The sequence below is a fragment of the Streptomyces sp. Ru73 genome (genome assembly GCF_002920575.1).
Taxonomy (GTDB): domain Bacteria; phylum Actinomycetota; class Actinomycetes; order Streptomycetales; family Streptomycetaceae; genus Streptomyces.
In genome coordinates, this window is record NZ_PQSQ01000135.1 from 1 (window position 1) to 16,684 (window position 16,684).

A 16,684-nucleotide genomic window follows, 5' to 3' on the forward strand; every position below is an offset into this window, starting at 1 on the left:
CCCGAACTACCACCTCGTCGACCCCAAGCCCAGCGACGCTCCACGGAGTGCACCCAACTCCCCGCCACCCCGCCCAAGCTGGCTAACCATCACACTCGCGACGCCAACATTCCCAACACGAATGCATCGCTCTGATGCATTGTGTAGAGTCTGGGACTGTACCGCACCACCTACCCGGGCCCGCATCGCGCCCGGACATTCCCAGTTCCACTACGTGCCGTATTCCGCGAGAAGGAGAGCACGGGAAATGCCTTTCAAGCTGCGTGACCATCAAATCGAGGCCGTTGACGCCATCGTGCGCGGCCTCGACATCCCGCCCGGAGGTATCCCCGTGAACGGCCTGCGTGGGCAGGTCCACGCCGCCTGCGGGACCGGGAAGACCATCATGGCCGCCGCAGCTGCGCGCCGGCTCGTGCCGCACGGGCGCGTGCTGGTCCTGGTCCCGACGCTGGACCTGCTCACGCAGACGGTGAAGGCGTGGCACGCCGCCGGGCACACCGGGCCGGCCGTGGCCGTGTGCTCCCTTGAGGACGATCCGGAGTTGTGGAACCTGCGGGTGCGGTGCACCACGAACCCGATCCAGCTGGCGCTGTGGCACGGGACGGGGCCGGTGACCATCTACGCCACGTACGCGTCGCTGGGCGTGCTGGCGGAAGCCTTCGAAGGTGTCTACGGGCAGCAGCTGGCGCCGGTGGACCTGGCGGTGGTCGATGAGGCGCACCGCACCAGTGGATCTTTGGGGAAGGCGTGGGCGGACATCCACGACCAGACCATCATCCCGGCGGCGCGCCGGTTGTATATGACGGCGACGCCGCGGATCTGGCAGGAGCGGTCGCGGGCCTGGGAGGAGCGGGAGGGGGTGCGGGACCGGCTGCCGGCGGAACTGGCCGCGTCCATGGACGACGAGAGGCTGTTCGGGCCGGTCCTGTACAAGCTCTCCCTCGCCTCGGCGGTGTCCCGCGGGTTGCTTGCGCGGTACCAGATCATCGTGGTGGAGCTGCGGGATGAGGAGGTCACCCCCGAGCGGCTGTACGGTCCGGAGCGGCGTGGGGAGGAGGTGCGGGGGCAGCGGCTGGGTGCCCTGCATGCGGCGCTGTTGCGCACCATGGCGGAGCACGGTCTGCAGACGTGCATCACCTTCCATCACCGCACGATCGAGGCGCAGGCGTTTGCGGAGGGGCTTTCGCGGGTGGCGGCGAAGCTGCATGCCGATCAGCCCGAGAAGTACCCGGCGAAGGTGTGGGCGGACTGGCTGTGCGGGGAGCACGCTCCCGCACGCCGGCAGGAGGTACTGGGCTCCTTCGCCACGACGGCGCGGCGGGCGGTGCTCTCCAACTGCCGCGTCCTGGGCGAAGGCGTCGACATCAGAAGCGTGGACAGTGTTGCCCTGCTCGACCCCAAGGGTGCGCCGCACGACATCGTGCAGGCGATCGGGCGGGCGCTGCGGCAGAAGCCTGGCGAGGGGAAGCTCGCCTCGCTGATCGTGCCGGTCTTTCTGCAGCCTGGTGAGCGGCCGGAGGAGATGTTCACCTCCAGCTCGTATCGCCCGCTTGTAAAGATCTTGACTGGTCTTCGGGCGCATGATGAGGAAGCTGTGGAATTGCTGGCCGTTCCGCAGGAGCCGCAGAAGCAGATCGTGGAGCCCTCGCAGAATATCGGTACGGAGCCCGAGGAGGGTGAGGAGGAGTCGCGGCTGCTGCTGCGTTTTGCCGCTCCGCGGGATCCTGTGATGGTCGCGGAGTGGGTGTCCTTCAATGTGATCGACACCGAGCGGCAGGACTGGGCTCGTGGGTACGCCGCGCTGCGGCGGTTCGTGGAGCGTGAGGGGCACGCGCGGGTGCCGTATGACCACAAGGAGCCGCCCGGGCCGTATCCGCTGGGGCAGTGGACGGCGGAGCAGCGGCGCGCGTACGGGGCCGGGACGATGTCGGGGGCGCGGGCGGAGCGGCTGGAGAGGCTCGGCATGGTCTGGGGCGCCGCCGATGCCGCGTTCGAGGAGAACCTCGCCGCCGCGCGGGTGTACTTCGAGCAGCACGGCACGCTCGCCGCGCCGCGGCCGGCCACCGCCCTGGACAAGCCGGTCGGGCAGTGGCTGTCCAACCTCCGGCGGCCCGGGGCGCTGGCCGGGCATCCGGAGCGGGCCGCGGCGCTGGCGGCGATCGATCCGGACTGGAACCCGGCCTGGCCGATCGACTGGCAGCGGCACTATGCCGCCGTGCGGGAGTGTCTGACCGGCGGGGCGGCGGTCGCCGACCTGCTGCCCGGGGTCACCGTCAATGGCAACGACATCGGCCGCTGGTTGGCCCGGCAACGCGAGCACATCACCTGGACCAAGCTGTCGGCCGGGCAGCGCGAGCGTCTGGAGCAGCTCGGCGTTGAACCACTCCCCGCGCCCAAGGCGGCCGGGAAGGGCCGTAAGGGCGGTTCTGGGGCGTTCGAGCGGGGTGTTGCGGCCCTGCGGCGGTACAAGGCCCGTACGGGCTCCGTGGGGCCCGTCAGCCGCTCTCACGTTGAGGTGTTGGAGGAGGGCTGGGACGGTGACGGCGGCGCGGTCGTAGAGGTTCGGCTGGGCGTATTTCTATCGAACACCAAGTGCCGGCGCGCCAAGCTCACCGCCGATCAGCTCGCCCAGCTTGCCCAGCTCGGGTTGGACTGGGCGTGAGGCCAGGGATCGTTCCTATGCGTACGGGCAGTGGTGCGATGATCAAGTGATCGGAGAGGGGCGTCGCCTCGTGCGTGCGGACTGCGGCTGGGCTGAGGTAGTCCAGTCTGTTCCGTGAAGGGACCGTCCTCGCACGTACGGGCTGCGGAGCAGTGCCTCCTCCGCCCGGCGGGTCAGGGTGGGACCGTCCCTGCGCGTACGGCTGCGGGCTTGGTGAGCGGGCCGGTGAGGGGTTCGAGTTGCACGTCGGCGGTGTGGAGTTGGCCGGAGAGCGTCATCAGTCGGCTGCGTTGTGCGCGAGGCGTTTGAGTTCGTGGACGGTGAGGATGGCCTTCTGGTCGGGGGTGGCCTTCTTGATGTCGTAGGTGAGCTTGGGAGTCTTCTTGGGCTCCGGCCGGGTCCTGGTGCGGGTGCTGATCTTGTCGGAGAAGGTGCGTTTGCGCTCGGTGCGCTTCAGCGCGTCGAGCTGGTTCTGGGGTTCTTGCTGGGCGGTCGAGCAGCGGGCGTGTCCGGTCCGGATCGGTTTCGCGGCGGCGTTCGGCGGGGTTTGTTCGCCGGGGGGCCGGCGTCCAGGTCCGGCCTGGTACGTGGTTCTCGGGGGCGGGGACGTCGGGTTCCTTGCGGAGGGTGAGGGCGGGGGGGCGGGTGGTCAGCGGAACAGGCGGAAGAATCCGCGTACTTGCTTGACCAGCGACTCCGGCTGTTCCAGCGCGGCGAAGTGGCCGCCGTGCGGGAGCTCTTCGAACCAGCGCAGGTCGGTGAATCGCAGTTCGGCTTCCCGTCTTGACGGGCGGGTGATGTCGCGTGGGTAGACCGACAGTCCGGATGGCGCGGTCACCTTGTTCCGGAAGTTGGCGAAGCTCTCCCAGTACAGGCGCGCCGACGACGTGGCCGATGCGGTGAACCAGTAGACCGAGATCTGGTCGAGGATCGTCTGTCGCGACAATGCGTCCTCGGGGTGGCCGTCGTTGTCCGTCCATGCCCAGAACTTCTCGGCGATCCAGGCTGCCTGCCCGGCCGGGGAGTCGGTGAGGCCGTAGCCGAGTGTCTGCGGCCGGGTCGCCTGGATCGCCGAGTAGCCTCGGCCGGTGCGCTGCATTTTCTTTTCGGCCTTGAGATTCGCCAGTTCTGCGGGCGTCGGGTCGTTGAATGTGCCTGCGGCTACGGATCCCATGTTCAGGTGGACGGCGGCGACTCGATGGGGCGCGATGTCGCCCAGCGCCGCGGAGACTGCCGAGCCCCAGTCACCGCCCTGTGCGCCGTACCGTTCGTAGCCCAGTGAGACCATCAATGTGTCCCAGGCGTGCGCGATGCGGGTGATGCCCCACCCGGTTGTCGACGGTTTGTCGCTCCAGCCGTATCCGGGCAGCGACGGTGCGACCACGTGGAACGCGTTGGCCGGGTCATCGCCGTGCGTGCGGGGGTCGGTCAGCGGGCCGAGGACTTCCAGGAACTCGAGCACCGAACCCGGCCATCCGTGCGTGAGCACGAGCGGGAAGGCGTCCGGTTCCGGCGAGCGGGCGTGCAGGAAGTGGATGCCCAGCCCGTCGATGGTGTCGCGGTACTGCGGGAAGGCGTTCAGCCGTTCGGCGAAGCCGAAGTCGTAGTCCTCGGCCCAGCTGTGGCACAGCTCCTGTGCGTACGCCAGCGGCAGTCCCTGTGACCAGTCGTCCACCGGTTCGCGCTCGGGCCACCGTGTCCGTCGCAGTCGTTCGCGCAGGTCCGCGATTTCGGCTTCGGTGATGCTGACCTGGAAGGGTTCGGCGGGCATGGCAAGGCTCCTTGCTGGTCGAGGCGTTGTCGGGTCGGATGTGGGTGGGCTGTCAGCGTGGGTTCCCGCGCGTGGCTCCGGGTTCGGGGCGGCGGTCGGCGGTTGGGCGCCGGGTCAGGCTGAGGAGGAGTCCGAGTAGGGGGAGTGCTGCGAGGACGGCGAGGGTCGCCGGCGCCGGCAGGATGCCGGACAGACCTGCGACTGCGGCCGGGCCGATCCCGCCGCCCAGGACGTTCATGAAGTTGAGCAGGCCCTGTGCGGTGTGGCGGTCGTCCGGGGCGACCAGGTCCGGCGCGAGGCTCATCAGTACGGCTTGGGCACCGGCGAACCCGCATACGGTCAGGGCCGTGCCGAGGACGATCGGGGCCGGTGCGGTGGAGGCCGCGACCATGAGCACGCCGATGACGGTGAGTGCCGGGAGCCCGGCCGACATCTGCCAGCCGGTGAACCGGTCGGTGAGGGTGTCGACCAGTCGCCCGGCCAGCAGCGAGCAGGCGGCGGCCGGGGCCAGGAGCGCGCCGGCTTGCAGGGGGCCACCGCCGGTGGCCTGCTCGATCAGGGAGGGGGCGCGGAACAGCACCCCGTAGTAGCCGGCGAAGACGGTCCCGCCGGTGAGCCCGGCCGTCAGGAAGCCGCGGGATGCGATCACCCGCCGAGGCACGAACCCGTTGGGCGTGCTGCGCACGCGCCACCACAGGCCCCCGGTGGCGAGTGCCCCGGCGGCGGCCACGGCGAGTGTGGGGGGAGCGGGCAGGCCGACCGAGTGTGCCTGCAGCAACGTGATCAAGGAGCCGGCGAGTACCGACAGGACGGCCGCGCCGGCGATGTCGAGTCGCTCGGGCGGGCCGTTTCGCTCGCCGCTGGCGCTGGCGCTGTGCGTCAGCGTGCGTCTGCTCGGCAGTGCGGCCAGCAGGAGGGGCAGTGCGAGGACCGGGATTGCGAGCACGGCACGCCACCCGAGCCATGCGGTCACTGCTCCGCCTATCAGTGTTCCGCACCCCGACGCTGTCGCGCTGGCCGCCGCGATGATTCCCAGGACGCGGATCCGTTGCCGCCCGGGGAGGGCGGTGGCCGCGGCGAAGACGGCGATCACGGTCGCGCCCGCCCCGGCGCCGCCGATCAGTCGGCCGGTGATCACGGCGGACAGTGCCGGCCCGGCTCCGGCGAGGGCGGAGCCCGCGGCGAGCGTCACGACCCCGGCGACCAGGATCTGGAAGGGGCTCCAGCGGATCAGCAGCCGGCCCGCGACCGGCATCGCGAGTGCGGAGGTCAGCGACCACGCGGCGAGTATCCATGCGGTGGCCCCGAATGGCACCGCGAGGGCCCGGCCGATGGCCGGCAGGGCCACCGACGGCGCTCCCAGTGCCACGTACATCGGCAGCACCAGCATCCCCAGGGTCGGTCCCAGTCGACGCCGGTCCGGGGTATCCGTTCGCTCCGGTGCCGGCGCCCCTGCAGGCGGGAGGGTCTGCGGTGTCGTCTCCTGCCGGGTACCTTGTGACATGTGAAAGCTCCTTTGGGTGTAACGCTAAGGAGCAGTGAGGAGATACGTCAAATGCGGAATGCGTATTACAGCCCATTGGTGGTCCAGACGGCCGTCGACCTGGCCAACACCTTGAGGCCGGTCAAGGGAGAGGACGCGCTGGAGACCGTGGAGCAGCTCCGGGACTTCCTTGACGACCATCCGGCGGCCGAGCCTCCGAGTTCGGCAGCGGACCAAGGGACCGGTCCGCGGCATGTCACCCGCGCCGATCTGGCGGAAGTCCGCGCGGTGCGCGAGACGGTGCGTGAGGTGCTCGAACGGGCGAACGCGGACGCGGTCGAGGCTGCGGCTCTGATCAACGAGGGTCTGCGTCGCAGCCGCGCCACCCCGGTACTGCGCCACGAGGACGACCGCTGGTGGACCGAGGTGACCTCCGACACCGACCGCTGCGCGGCGCACCTTGCCGCGACCACGCTCAGCGCACTGGCCGCCGTGATCGCCACGCTCGGTCCCGCTCGTCTCGGCGTATGTGCCGGGCCGACCTGCCGGGCCACTTTCGTGGACCTCTCGCGCAACGGCTCCAAGCAGTACTGCACCCGAACCTGCGCACACCGGGCCAGCGTCGCGGCCTACCGGAGCCGACGCAGCCCGCGTTGAGCACCGGCACCCGCCCCTGCCAGGCCGACCCCGGGTTTCGTCCGCGCCCGCCTTCGACGCACTCGTTCGGGCCTCCCGGGGGCGTTCCTCGCGATGCCCCTGCATCGCAGCGAAAGCCGCGATGCAGGCCCGCGACCGCACGTTTGGCGGCCACCGCGGCGAGGGTGATGAGGGCTGCGGTGGTACTGGTCGGCTTCGGCCTCGGCATGGCCGGCGGCCCGCTCGCCGACATGTCACGGGCCCGCGTCCCGCCCGAGGACGCCGGCTCGGCCTCGGGCCTGTCCAACACCGTCATGCGCCGTTCAACACCGTCAGGCACCTGGGCATCGCCCTCGGCACCGCGCTGGCCGCCCTGGTGTTCTTCCCCCCCCCACCGGCGGCTCACCCGACGCCGGCCCCAACCGCGACGCGGCAGGGGCAGCCGCTGCCTGCTTGGCCGTACGCCGCGTACGGCCTCGCGCAGGCCGAGGACCTTTACCCCGTCGATCTGTTCGATGCTCCCGGAGCCGAACCGCCCCACAGCGGGACGGCGCCGGCTCGCGGGCGAAGGCGAGCTTCTGCCGAGACCGTCGCCGCGCACCGGCTGCCCATGCTCCCGCCGCTGGCCGCGCTGACCATCGCCCGCCGCTCAGTACGGGTGACCGGCGAGGACGGCACGGTGTTCCTGGCGCCGCAGACCGGCGGCGGCTACACCTACGGCTAGGGGGGCGGCGGCCCGATGGCCCTGGCCCGGCTCATCGGCCTGCTGCTGGACGACATCACCCACGCTGCGCCCGGGTAGGACGGAACCCGCCCCGCGGCCGGCCTGCGCCGCGCCGTGGAAGAGGACGGGAAGCGACGCCCCGCGCCCTTCACCCCGCCCGGGCGGAACTCGAAGCGCTGCGCGACGGATGACCACCTCCCGGAGGCCGGGCCACGGCCCGGTCGTTCAAGCGCGGTCGGCCCGCGCGTCCGTCACCGGTGGCGACGCACAACGAAGGCCCGGCCCGGACGCTTGCGCTCTAGTGGTCGTTGCAACACCCCGGTTCAGGGGATGCAGAGGACTTCGAGATCCGTGGGGACCGGACGGCTCAGGGCCGGTGAAGCGGAGCCGGGAGCGCGCGGAATACTCCCGGCGTATGCAGCAGGGCCACAGGCAGCAAGGAAGCCTGCCGGGTGGTCGGTATCAACGCCCGGACCGGCAGGAAGCGGCGCAACGGCCGTAGTGCCGACCGTAGGCAGAAGGCGGCACCACCGATCACTGCGGTGATGCCGCCTTCCGGCCCGTCTTGGTGTCTGAGTGAGGCCGACCGGATCCCCATCGCCGACCGACTGCGGGAGAAGGCGACGGTCCGGCGATCGCCGCGGAGCCGCAGCCCGTCCGCCATCAGCCGGGAGATCCACCGCAACCGCACCGCCGGCGCCCGTGGCCAGCGGCACTACCGCCCGCACGCCGCGCAGGCCCGGGCCGACACCCGCCGGCCCCCCAAGCCGAGGAAGATCGGACAGGCCGCCGAGCTGCGGGAGGTCATCCAGGAGCGGCTCGGCATCGGGGAGGCCGGCGCGGCGCAGGAACTCCACGATGTCCATGTCACTGCGCGCGCGGCCAGGGAGGGTGCAGTCGATGTGGACGCGGCGGCCGCCGGTGCGGTGGGCGGGTGGTGAACCGGGCAAGGAGAGCCGGGGCCGCAAGCGGGGCATCACCACCGACATCCCGGGCTGCTCATCGCAGTGGACGCAGCCCCCTCACAGACGCCTCCACCCTCGATGTGTGCCGTCTGTGCCCTCCCAAGGACGAAGAGGGTGAAGGCGTACGGAGAGGCTGAAGGCGTCGATAAGGATCAGTGACCTCCGCAGCACGCTGCTGTCTCCAGGCCGACGGCCTCAGGTCACCAGGCGTATCGCCAGCCCGGTGAGGGCAAGTACGGCGACGCCCAGGACGCTCGCGCCGGCCATGGCCCACAGGTCGTGCAGCCGGCTCTGGCGGCGCCACCAGTTTCCTACGCTCGGTGCGTCGGCCGCGCCCGCCAGGCACAGCAGCACGGAGAGACCGGCTCCCAGGAGGCACACTCCCGTCCACCCGGCGTGGGCATGTACTACGCCGGCCAGGGCTGAGCCGATCGCGCCGCCGGCGAAGTAACACGTCATGTATGCCGAGGTGATACGCCCGCGTGCCTCCGGCCGCAGGGCGTAGATCAGCGATTGGTTGGTGATGTGTACCCCCTGGTGGGCCAGGTCCAAGAGGACGATGCCGACGATGAGTGCGGCCAGATGGTGTGCCCCCAGGGCCAGCAGTCCCCATGAGCCGAGCAGGAGGACGGCTGCCGTCATGGTGGTCAGTGTGGTGCGTCCTCGGTCTGCCAGCCGCCCGGCGAGCTGGGCGGCGACTGCGCCCGCGGCGCCGGCGAGCCCGAGCAGCCCGATCTCGCCGTCCGACCAGCCGTAATCGGGGCCGGAGAGGAGGAAGGCCAGCGACGTCCACAACGCGCTGAAGCAGGCGAAGGCCAGGAGGCCAAGGGCGGCACGGGCTCTGAGCACCGGTTCCTCGACCAGGAGACGCGCGGTGGAGCGCAGCAGTCGCGTGTAGCGCAGACCGGCCGAGACCTGGAACTGCGGCAGTGCCCGGCGCAGGGCGACGGTGAGAACGAGCATCGCCGCGGCCGCGGCCCAGTACACGGTGCGCCAGCCGCCGACCGCGGCCAGGGCACCGGAGGCCGTGCGGGCCAGGAGCATGCCCAGCACCAGCCCGCTCATGACCGTTCCTACGATCTGGCCGCGTCGGTGCGGCGCGGCCAGATCGGCGGCGAACGGCACCAGGACCTGGGCGGTCACCGACAGCAGACCGGTCAGCGCGGTGCCCATCAGCAACAGCGGGGCGCTGGGCGCAACCGCTGTCAGCGCCAGGGAGCACGCCGTGGCCAGCGTCAGGCCGCACACCAGCCGGCGCCGTTCCAGCAGGTCGCCCAGCGGCAGGAGGAAGACCAGTCCGAGTGCGTACCCGACCTGGGCGACCGTCACCACCAGCGCGGCCGAGGCGGCCGACAGCCCCAGGTCTGCGGCGATGGTGTCCAGCAGCGGCTGGGCGTAGTAGTTGCTCGCCACGCACAGGCCGACGGCCACGGACATCACGGTGATCGTGCCGCGCCCCGGGCCGCCGGTGGTGGCACTTCCTGCGGGGTGCCCGGCCGCGCCTGCGGCAGGTGGTGGCTGTGCGGCTGAGGAAGCCGAGGAAGAGGCCATATGCGTCGCCTTCCGGTGTCGTTCGTCGGCAAAGTACGTCTGCGGTGTGTCCGCCGGTACACAGAACCTGCGGTTCGCCTGCCGGCACAGAAAATCTGCGGCTCGTCGGCGATGAGCGGTGCAGTGTCCGCGCCGCCCGCCGGAGGGGCCGGTTTCATGCTCTCCGCACCGCCCGCATGAATCCAACAGATGGTTGTCATGCCATCGATCGCAGTTCACGATGGATGGGTGGAACTCCGCCAGCTCACCTACGTCGTTGCCGTCGCCGAAACGGGCAGCTTCACTCGCGCCGCACATCGCTGTTTCGTGGTCCAGTCCGCGCTCAGTCACCAAATCGCCCGCCTGGAGCAGGAGTTGGGCACCCGGCTGTTCGAGCGGACGAGCCGGCGGGTGCGGGTGACCGCGGCCGGCGAGGCTTTCCTCGGTCCGGCACGCGAGGCCCTGGCCGCTGTGGAACGAGCCGGTGCCGAGGCAGTGGCCTGCGGCAGTGAGGTGCGCGGCCAGTTGAGCCTCGGCACCATCGCCCCGCTCACCGCGGTGGATTTGCCGGGCCTGCTCGCCGCCTACCGGGACCGGCACCCGGATGTGCACGTCACCCTGCGTGCCCGGCCGGTCCGGGACTTGTTGCAGCAGGTACGCGAGGACGCCCTCGACCTCGCATTCGTCGATATGGGCCCCGGCCGGCTTCCCACCGGACTGGCCGGGCGGGAGCTCGCACACGAAGACCTGGTCGCCATCGTCCCGCACGGACACCGGCTGGCCGACACGGCGCAGACCACGCTCGGCCGGCTGGCCGAGGAAACAATGATCGACATGCCTCCGGGCTCCGGCATCCGCCGGCACAACGACACGGCGTTCGCAACGGCCGGCGTTCCCCGCACCGTCGCCTTCGAGGCCGACACCATGGCGCTGCTGGAGGAGCTCGTGGGGCGCGGCCTGGGCACAGGGCTGGTACCCGCTGCCGCCGCCACGCGCATGCCCCAGGTGAGCGCGGTAACCGTGACGGACGTGGCCCCGCGAACGGTGGGCGCCGTCTGGAAGGCTTCCACGGCAACACCCGCCGCCCGTGCCTTCCTCCAACTCCTGCAGCACCACACCCCGCACATGTCTGCCTCTTCTCCCGAGGGCGATGCTCCGGGAACGGCCCGGGGCGCGCCGAGCTGAGATACCGGCCGGGGCCGGCCACCCGCACGAGTCGCAGGCAGCAGGCAGCTTCGAACTCAGCCCGCGAACATCAGCCATCCGCCCACAGCTCTACCGAGCACCCGGTGCGCCACTACGGCCCCCGCCACACCGAAGACATCGCCGGCCAGCCCGCTTCCCCGACCATGCCGCTCCCTGTCCCCCGGGGCGAGCATCGGCTCGGCGGGCAACCGCACCATGGACGACGCGCGCCGGCCCGCCGAGAACATCCCCCCCCCGCGCCCGCCTCACCTCACCCCAGGACCGGACCCTTCGTTGCGGGAGGACGCACCCGAGCACGGCACGGAAGAGAACCTCGACCTCCTCGCCGACCAGCGCTCCTGTGTCACCGCAAGACGGCCCGGAGGACCTGCATGGAGATCCCCGCGCGATCCGGCGCCGGCGGGCCCACAACGCCCCCGGCCACGGCACCGACTCCGGGCACCACTGCTCACCGCCGGGACCGGCGACCGCATCGTCCGCGGCCGGCTCTCCCACCGGGCGACCGGCGCTCCTGACGGCCACACCCTGTTCGATCTCCGACCTCACCGCCGCCCCCCCGGCGTGGCCCGGCCTCGTGCCGGCCTCACACGCCTGGGCATCGGCACCCTCTTCACCCACCCCTCCGGGTCCGCGACATCACCGCCGGCGCGCTCACCGGCCACCGCACCCACGCGCAGCCGCCGACCTCCCGCCGACCTCTCGCCGGCTGACCGACGCCCTCGCCGACGCCACCGCACACGCCGCCTTGCACCAGCCCCGCCGGCTCACCGCCCTCCCCTTCTCCCCTTCTCCCCTTCTCCCCGCCCACCAAGCCGCCGGTATCCCCGCCCAGCACCACAGCCTCTCCCCCGCACACGCCTGGCTGCGCCGGCGCAGCCACCCCCTCACCCACGACCGCCCCCCCTGGCCACCACCCACGCCGCCCTGAGCGGCGACCACCTGCCGGAGGACACCGACCGACCACGCCGGCCCCCGCGAGCATGACCCCACTCACAGGCGCCGAGGCGGGGCCGCAGGCCCGCCGGCTGCCTGGAGTGGCCCACAAAGTCCCCGAAAGCCGAACAGCCGCGTCCGGGTCTCGCACAGGCTCTGTCAGGGGCGTTGAAGCCGAACCGTGCCAGGAGCGTGCGTCTCGCGCGGCCGCACCCACGGTCGATGCGGCTACGGCTCTGCGGCCCTTCCATCTCGCCCTGGGCCGTCCAGGTCTTCACGCCGCGCTCGCAGCCGTCGGTGTCCGCAATCAGGCGGACGATCACGGTCGAGACGCTGCCGTAGCGCCCGCAGATGGTCGTGCTTCGGGAGCCCCTACGGCCTTTCCCCCATCGTCATGCCCCCCTGGCGGTGAGCCGGCCGATGGCCCGGATGACCTGGCGCCGGGTGGCCAGGCGGCGGGCGAGGAAGGCCATCACCCGGTTCATGCGGCCCGCGATGACGCTGGGCGGCGGGTTCCTGCGGTCCAGGGCGGCCAGCGCGGTGCGGACGACGTCGGCGGGCGAGGCGAGCCTGGTCCCTCCGGCGGCCTGTGGAGTGCCCACGACATCGAAGAACTCGGTCCGCGTCGCGCCCGGGGACAGGGCCAGCACCCGCAGACCGGTGCCGCGCGACTCCTCCCACAAAGCCTCGGTGAGGCTGAGCACGAACGCCTTGGTCGCCCCGTAGAGCGCCATGCGCGGGTTGGGCTGGTAGGCGGCCATGCTCGCCACGTTGACCAGTACCCCGCGGCCCGCGGTACGCAGTTGGCCGATGAAGGTACGGCTGATGTCGGCGACCGCGGTCACATCCACCGCGATCTCCCGGCGCAGCCGGTCCGGGTCCGCCTGGTGGAAGGGGCCGAAGGTGGCGAACCCGGCGTTGTTGACCAGACTCGTGACGTGCAGGCCGAGCTGGGCCACCTGCGCGGCCAGCGCCTGCCCGGGGTGGTCCGTGGCCAGGTCCATCTCCACCACGTGCACCTGGACCCGATGCTGCTCACGCAGCTCGGCGGCCAGCTCCTCCAGGCGTTCCCTGCGGCGGGCGACCAGCACCAAATCCGAGCCGCGGGCGGCGAGCTGGCGGGCGAACTCGGCGCCCAGCCCCGCGCTGGCCCCGGTGATGAGGGCGGTGTGTCCGTGGTAGTCGACGGCCGGCATGGTCATCCCTCTTTCAGTCGCTGCCTTTTTGGCAGTTAATGCCAACTAGGCGGTCGCTGTCCAGAGGCATATCCTGGCGTCCATGACGACCTTGTGGGAGCGTTCGCGGCAGGTTGCCGTCCAGGCGATCCTGGATACGGCGGTACGCCTGTTCGCCGAGCAGGGCTACGAGCAGACGACGATCGCGCAGATCGCGCGGGAGGCGGGGGTCTCGCAGCGCTCCCTGTTCCGCTACTTCGGAACCAAGGAGGACCTGGTCTGCGGCGACCAGGAGGCGCTGGGCGAGCTGCTGAAACGGACCGTCGCGCAGCAGCCGGCCCAGATGTCGGCCTGGGATGCCCTGCGCGCCGGATTCGAGGTCCTTCTGACCGCCAACCACCCCCCTGAGCGTGCGCTGGAACTCTCCCGCCTCATCTTCCACACACCCTCGCTGCATGCCCGCTACCTCGAGAAGCGACTGCGCTGGCAGGCCGAACTCGTCCCCGTCATCCGGGCACGGCTGGGCAACGGCTCCGGCCGCCCGGCTCCCGACACGCAGGCCAAGGCGATCGTCGCGACGGTCTTCGCCTGCATCGACACGGCAACCGAACTCTGGGCCGAACATAACGGACGGACCGACCTGGCAGACCTCTACGACCAGTGCCTCGCCGCGGTGCGGGACCACGGCTGAGGCACGTACCCCCGGCACACCTTCGCCCAGACCCCGGCGTCACCGCGCGCTGCCGATGGCAGCAGCCTGAAGCAGGCGGCAAGGGCCACGTGGTGGACCATGCGCCGGAAGGCACCGCTGAACGCGTTCCAGGCCGCCTTCGGGGACCTGACCCCGAGCAGCAACTGACCACTCAACAAGCAGGACAAGCCGCCGGATTGACACCGCCTCAGAAACCTTGCGGAAGTCAGCGAACGGTGAGTCCGCCGTCGACGGCGAGGACGGTGCCGGTGGTCCACTGGGCCGAGGCCAGGTAGGCGGCCGCGGTGGCGACGTCATCGGCAGTGCCCAGACGCCCCAGGGGATAGGAGTGCTCGATCCGCTCGTCGTGTGCGGTGCGTTCCTCTGCGGTCATGGGGGCGAGATAGGAGCGTTCGTACTGGGGAGTGCGGACGGCGCCGGGAGCGATGGCATTGACACGGACCCCTTGGGGACCGAGTTCACTGGCCAGCGCCCGGGTCAGGGAGTTGAGCGCTCCACGGGTGGCGGAGTAGGCGGCCGAATGACGGCCGGCGACCATCTTGCGGGCCCAGTAGCTGCTGATGTTGACGATGCTTCCCCGAGCGTTCACGAGGGCGGGCAGGAGTTGCTGGCTCAGCAGCAGCGGCACCTGGACATTGAGGTGCCACATGGTGTTCATCTCCTCGACCGTGGTGTCGGCAAGGGAGGCGAAGTGTGCGGTGCCGACGTTGTTGACGAGAGTATCGACCCGGTCGGTCAGGTTTCCGACGTGCGCGGCGATCCGAGCGGGGGCATCGGGCACGCAGAGATCCGCGGGGACGGTGTGCACGACGGTGCCGTGCCGGCCGAGCTCCTCGGCGGCGGTCTCGAGCCTGCCGCGGTTACGGGCGACGAGAATCAGGTCCGCTCCGTCGCGGGCGAGGGCACCGGCGATGGCCAGACCCAGGCCCTCGCTGCCACCTGTGACGACAGCGAAACGGCTGGTGGTGCGGTGCTCGGACATGTCAGATTGCCTTTGCGTGGTCGGTGGAAGTACTCGGGGCCGCGCACCGGCACAGCTCTTCGAGCCGGTCGCTGCGGGCGTTCCCGATGCCGGCGAGGGCGTCACTGCCAAAGGGAAGGCGCAGCGGGGGCTCGGCATACCGGCGAGGACGACGAGGGCCTGGGCCATACGGGCGGGATCGCCGACCCGGCCTCCCCCAGTGCCGGCGGAGCGCGCCGGCACTGCGCGCACGGGGAGGCAGCCGGGGACAGCGGCGCAGCCGGACAGCCGGCCCGCCCAGATGGCGCGGAAATCGGTGCGGGCCGCTCCGGGCTCCACGATCGTCGCCCGGATGCCCAGCGGAGCCAGCTCGGCCGCCAGCGAGACGCTCAGACCTTCGAGGGCGTGCTTGCCGGCCGTGCAGGCGCTCACCCCCGGGACACCGATCCGGCCCGCCAGCGAGCTGATCTGCAGCACACGGCCCGCTCGTGCCGCGCACAGGTGAGGCACAAGCGGCGCGCAGGACATGGGCGGCGGCGAAGAAATTCACTGCGAACCGGGCGCGCAGCTCCGTGTCGCCCAGTTCCTCCAAGGGACCCGCCAGCGCGTAGCCGGCGCTGCTGACGACGACGCCGAGGCAGCCGAACCCGGTGATCGCATCATCCAGTACCGGACGCAGCGCACCGGCGCCGGCGATGTCCACGCTCACAGCGCACAGACACCCGGAAAAGACGGCGGTCAGCGGTTGCAGCGGCTCGTCATCGCGCGTGCCCGCGACCACTCGCTCACCCGCACCCAGAACCTCACCGACCAGGGCCTGACCCCACCCCCCGGACGCGCCGGTGACCAGCCACACACGGGAACCCACGCTTCGCACCTCCCGCACGACCCAAACAAACGGACAAATCTTGTCCGTTTCTGCGAGAGTAGAGGAGGCGGACAGAAGCTGTCCACTTATGGCTAGGATGGGACGATGAACACGGAGCCGCCCGCGACACCCCAGGGAGCGGCGACGCCCGTGCGCGCCGACGCCCAGCGCAATGCCGCGCGGGTGCTCGCGGCCGCGCGTCGCGCCGTCGCCGCTACCGGGCTGGACGTGAGCTACCACGAGATCGCCCGGGAGGCCGGCGTCGGCGTGGGCACCGTCTACCGGCGCTACCCCCAACGCGACCAGCTCATGGCGGCGGTACTGAGCGACATCCTCACCGAACTGATCGACACCGCACACCAGGCCCTGCACCACGATGACGCCTGGCAGGGCTTCTCATTGCTGTTCACCAGCCTGACCCTGCGCACCGCTCAGAACGCCGGACTGTCCGGCTCCCTGGACCAACACGGCGGGCCCACCGTCGCCCAGCAGCGCCACGAACTCCTCGACCTCACCCGGAGAGTCATCGAACGCGCTCAGGACCAGGGCCGTCTTCGCCGGGATCTGGCCTGGCAGGAAGTACTGCGACTGACCGGCGCCCCAGCGGTACAGGGATGCGTGCTGGGACCCGACCCCGACCCCGCACACGGCCACCACACGGCACTGACCGTCCTTCTCGACGGACTACGAACCAGCCTGACACCGGCGGCGTGCCGAAGCCCCCAGAGCGGATGACATCGTCCGGGAGTGCACGACACCGCCGGGACGATGCCGTGCACCCCTCAGGGACAACGAGGGCGACGTCGAGGACGTCGTGTGCGTGCCCCAGCCCGCGCTTAAGGCGCGGCCCTCCCAGGGGTCCTCGGGCCCGGCCAAGGCCAGCTGGCCGGCCAGGCCCCGGGCGAAGCCGGCAGCCAGCTGCGCAGTGCAGCCGACATACCACAGACGGCCGACCACATCCAGGCGGCCCAGCAGCACCATGCCAGGGCGCGCAGGGAGCCGGTGACGGCCCCGACGATGGCCTCGATGGACTCCCGTAGACGGTACATCCGCCACCC

Annotated in this window: 12 protein-coding genes and 1 pseudogene; 6 read left to right on the top strand and 7 right to left on the bottom strand. The window is 71.2% G+C overall.

Annotated elements, in window-relative coordinates; translation table 11 throughout:
• Nucleotides 1-247: 247 nt before the first annotated feature.
• Nucleotides 248-2,662 (top strand): DEAD/DEAH box helicase, encoded by a 2,415-nt coding sequence (locus tag C3486_RS33875; protein WP_103836698.1) that lies wholly within the window; start codon nt 248-250, stop codon nt 2,660-2,662.
• A gap of 277 nt (nt 2,663-2,939) precedes the next feature.
• Here the strand turns inward: C3486_RS33875 and C3486_RS38870 are convergent, their stop codons facing one another.
• The 3 genes from C3486_RS38870 to C3486_RS33890 all read right to left on the bottom strand — a co-directional run bounded on the left by C3486_RS38870 (nt 2,940) and on the right by C3486_RS33890 (nt 5,823).
• A complete protein-coding gene (locus tag C3486_RS38870; RefSeq protein ID WP_219822276.1) occupies nt 2,940-3,182 on the bottom strand; it encodes a recombinase family protein in 243 nt (80 codons plus the stop codon).
• 129 nt (nt 3,183-3,311) lie between these two features.
• Nucleotides 3,312-4,433 carry an epoxide hydrolase family protein gene (locus C3486_RS33885; protein ID WP_103836699.1) on the bottom strand — a complete coding sequence of 374 codons (1,122 nt, stop codon included), beginning with the start codon at nt 4,431-4,433 and terminating at the stop codon, nt 3,312-3,314.
• Between the two features lie 52 nt (nt 4,434-4,485).
• A complete protein-coding gene (locus C3486_RS33890) occupies nt 4,486-5,823 on the bottom strand; it encodes an MFS transporter (RefSeq protein ID WP_258053168.1) in 1,338 nt (445 codons plus the stop codon).
• A gap of 165 nt (nt 5,824-5,988) precedes the next feature.
• On the opposite strand from C3486_RS33890, the gene C3486_RS33895 reads away from it, so the two are divergent.
• A complete protein-coding gene (locus C3486_RS33895) occupies nt 5,989-6,573 on the top strand; it encodes an ABATE domain-containing protein (protein WP_103836701.1) in 585 nt (194 codons plus the stop codon).
• Between the two features lie 1,248 nt (nt 6,574-7,821).
• The gene (locus tag C3486_RS38400) at nt 7,822-8,217 is read left to right on the top strand and encodes a hypothetical protein (protein ID WP_258053171.1); all 396 of its coding nucleotides are present in this window, start codon (nt 7,822-7,824) and stop codon (nt 8,215-8,217) included.
• Nucleotides 8,218-8,436: 219 nt separating this feature from the next.
• Here the strand turns inward: C3486_RS38400 and C3486_RS33910 are convergent, their stop codons facing one another.
• Complete coding sequence (locus tag C3486_RS33910; protein ID WP_258053169.1) at nt 8,437-9,678, bottom strand: MFS transporter; 1,242 nt, start codon at nt 9,676-9,678, stop codon at nt 8,437-8,439.
• A gap of 342 nt (nt 9,679-10,020) precedes the next feature.
• On the opposite strand from C3486_RS33910, the gene C3486_RS33915 reads away from it, so the two are divergent.
• Nucleotides 10,021-10,956 carry a LysR family transcriptional regulator gene (locus C3486_RS33915; protein WP_103836707.1) on the top strand — a complete coding sequence of 312 codons (936 nt, stop codon included), beginning with the start codon at nt 10,021-10,023 and terminating at the stop codon, nt 10,954-10,956.
• Between the two features lie 1,346 nt (nt 10,957-12,302).
• On the opposite strand, the gene C3486_RS33925 is transcribed toward C3486_RS33915, so the two are convergent.
• Nucleotides 12,303-13,106 carry an SDR family oxidoreductase gene (locus C3486_RS33925; protein WP_103836708.1) on the bottom strand — a complete coding sequence of 268 codons (804 nt, stop codon included), beginning with the start codon at nt 13,104-13,106 and terminating at the stop codon, nt 12,303-12,305.
• An 82-nt stretch (nt 13,107-13,188) separates the two neighbouring features.
• On the opposite strand from C3486_RS33925, the gene C3486_RS33930 reads away from it, so the two are divergent.
• The gene (locus C3486_RS33930; RefSeq protein WP_103836704.1) at nt 13,189-13,776 is read left to right on the top strand and encodes a TetR/AcrR family transcriptional regulator; all 588 of its coding nucleotides are present in this window, start codon (nt 13,189-13,191) and stop codon (nt 13,774-13,776) included.
• A gap of 226 nt (nt 13,777-14,002) precedes the next feature.
• Here the strand turns inward: C3486_RS33930 and C3486_RS38405 are convergent, their stop codons facing one another.
• The gene (locus C3486_RS38405) at nt 14,003-15,235 is read right to left on the bottom strand and encodes an SDR family NAD(P)-dependent oxidoreductase (protein WP_258053170.1); all 1,233 of its coding nucleotides are present in this window, start codon (nt 15,233-15,235) and stop codon (nt 14,003-14,005) included.
• A 34-nt stretch (nt 15,236-15,269) separates the two neighbouring features.
• Nucleotides 15,270-15,644, bottom strand: a pseudogene (locus C3486_RS38875) (SDR family NAD(P)-dependent oxidoreductase); the annotation flags it as partial.
• Between the two features lie 87 nt (nt 15,645-15,731).
• Here C3486_RS38875 and C3486_RS33945 point away from each other — a divergent pair.
• Entirely contained in the window at nt 15,732-16,361 is a 630-nt protein-coding gene (locus C3486_RS33945; RefSeq protein ID WP_103836706.1) for a TetR/AcrR family transcriptional regulator, read from the top strand.
• Nucleotides 16,362-16,684 lie beyond the last annotated feature (323 nt).

What these genes read in the sequence shown, in the direction of transcription:
- C3486_RS33875 (WP_103836698.1), top strand. Translation starts at nt 248, where the DNA reads ATGCCTTTCAAGCTGCGTGACCATCAAATCGAGGCCGTTGACGCCATC.
- C3486_RS38400 (WP_258053171.1), top strand. Translation starts at nt 7,822, where the DNA reads ATGCCGCCTTCCGGCCCGTCTTGGTGTCTGAGTGAGGCCGACCGGATC.
- C3486_RS33895 (WP_103836701.1), top strand. Translation starts at nt 5,989, where the DNA reads ATGCGGAATGCGTATTACAGCCCATTGGTGGTCCAGACGGCCGTCGAC.
- C3486_RS33885 (WP_103836699.1), bottom strand. Translation starts at nt 4,433, where the DNA reads ATGCCCGCCGAACCCTTCCAGGTCAGCATCACCGAAGCCGAAATCGCG.
- C3486_RS33890 (WP_258053168.1), bottom strand. Translation starts at nt 5,823, where the DNA reads ATGCTGGTGCTGCCGATGTACGTGGCACTGGGAGCGCCGTCGGTGGCC.
- C3486_RS33930 (WP_103836704.1), top strand. Translation starts at nt 13,189, where the DNA reads ATGACGACCTTGTGGGAGCGTTCGCGGCAGGTTGCCGTCCAGGCGATC.
- C3486_RS33945 (WP_103836706.1), top strand. Translation starts at nt 15,732, where the DNA reads ATGAACACGGAGCCGCCCGCGACACCCCAGGGAGCGGCGACGCCCGTG.
- C3486_RS33925 (WP_103836708.1), bottom strand. Translation starts at nt 13,106, where the DNA reads ATGCCGGCCGTCGACTACCACGGACACACCGCCCTCATCACCGGGGCC.
- C3486_RS33910 (WP_258053169.1), bottom strand. Translation starts at nt 9,678, where the DNA reads ATGTCCGTGGCCGTCGGCCTGTGCGTGGCGAGCAACTACTACGCCCAG.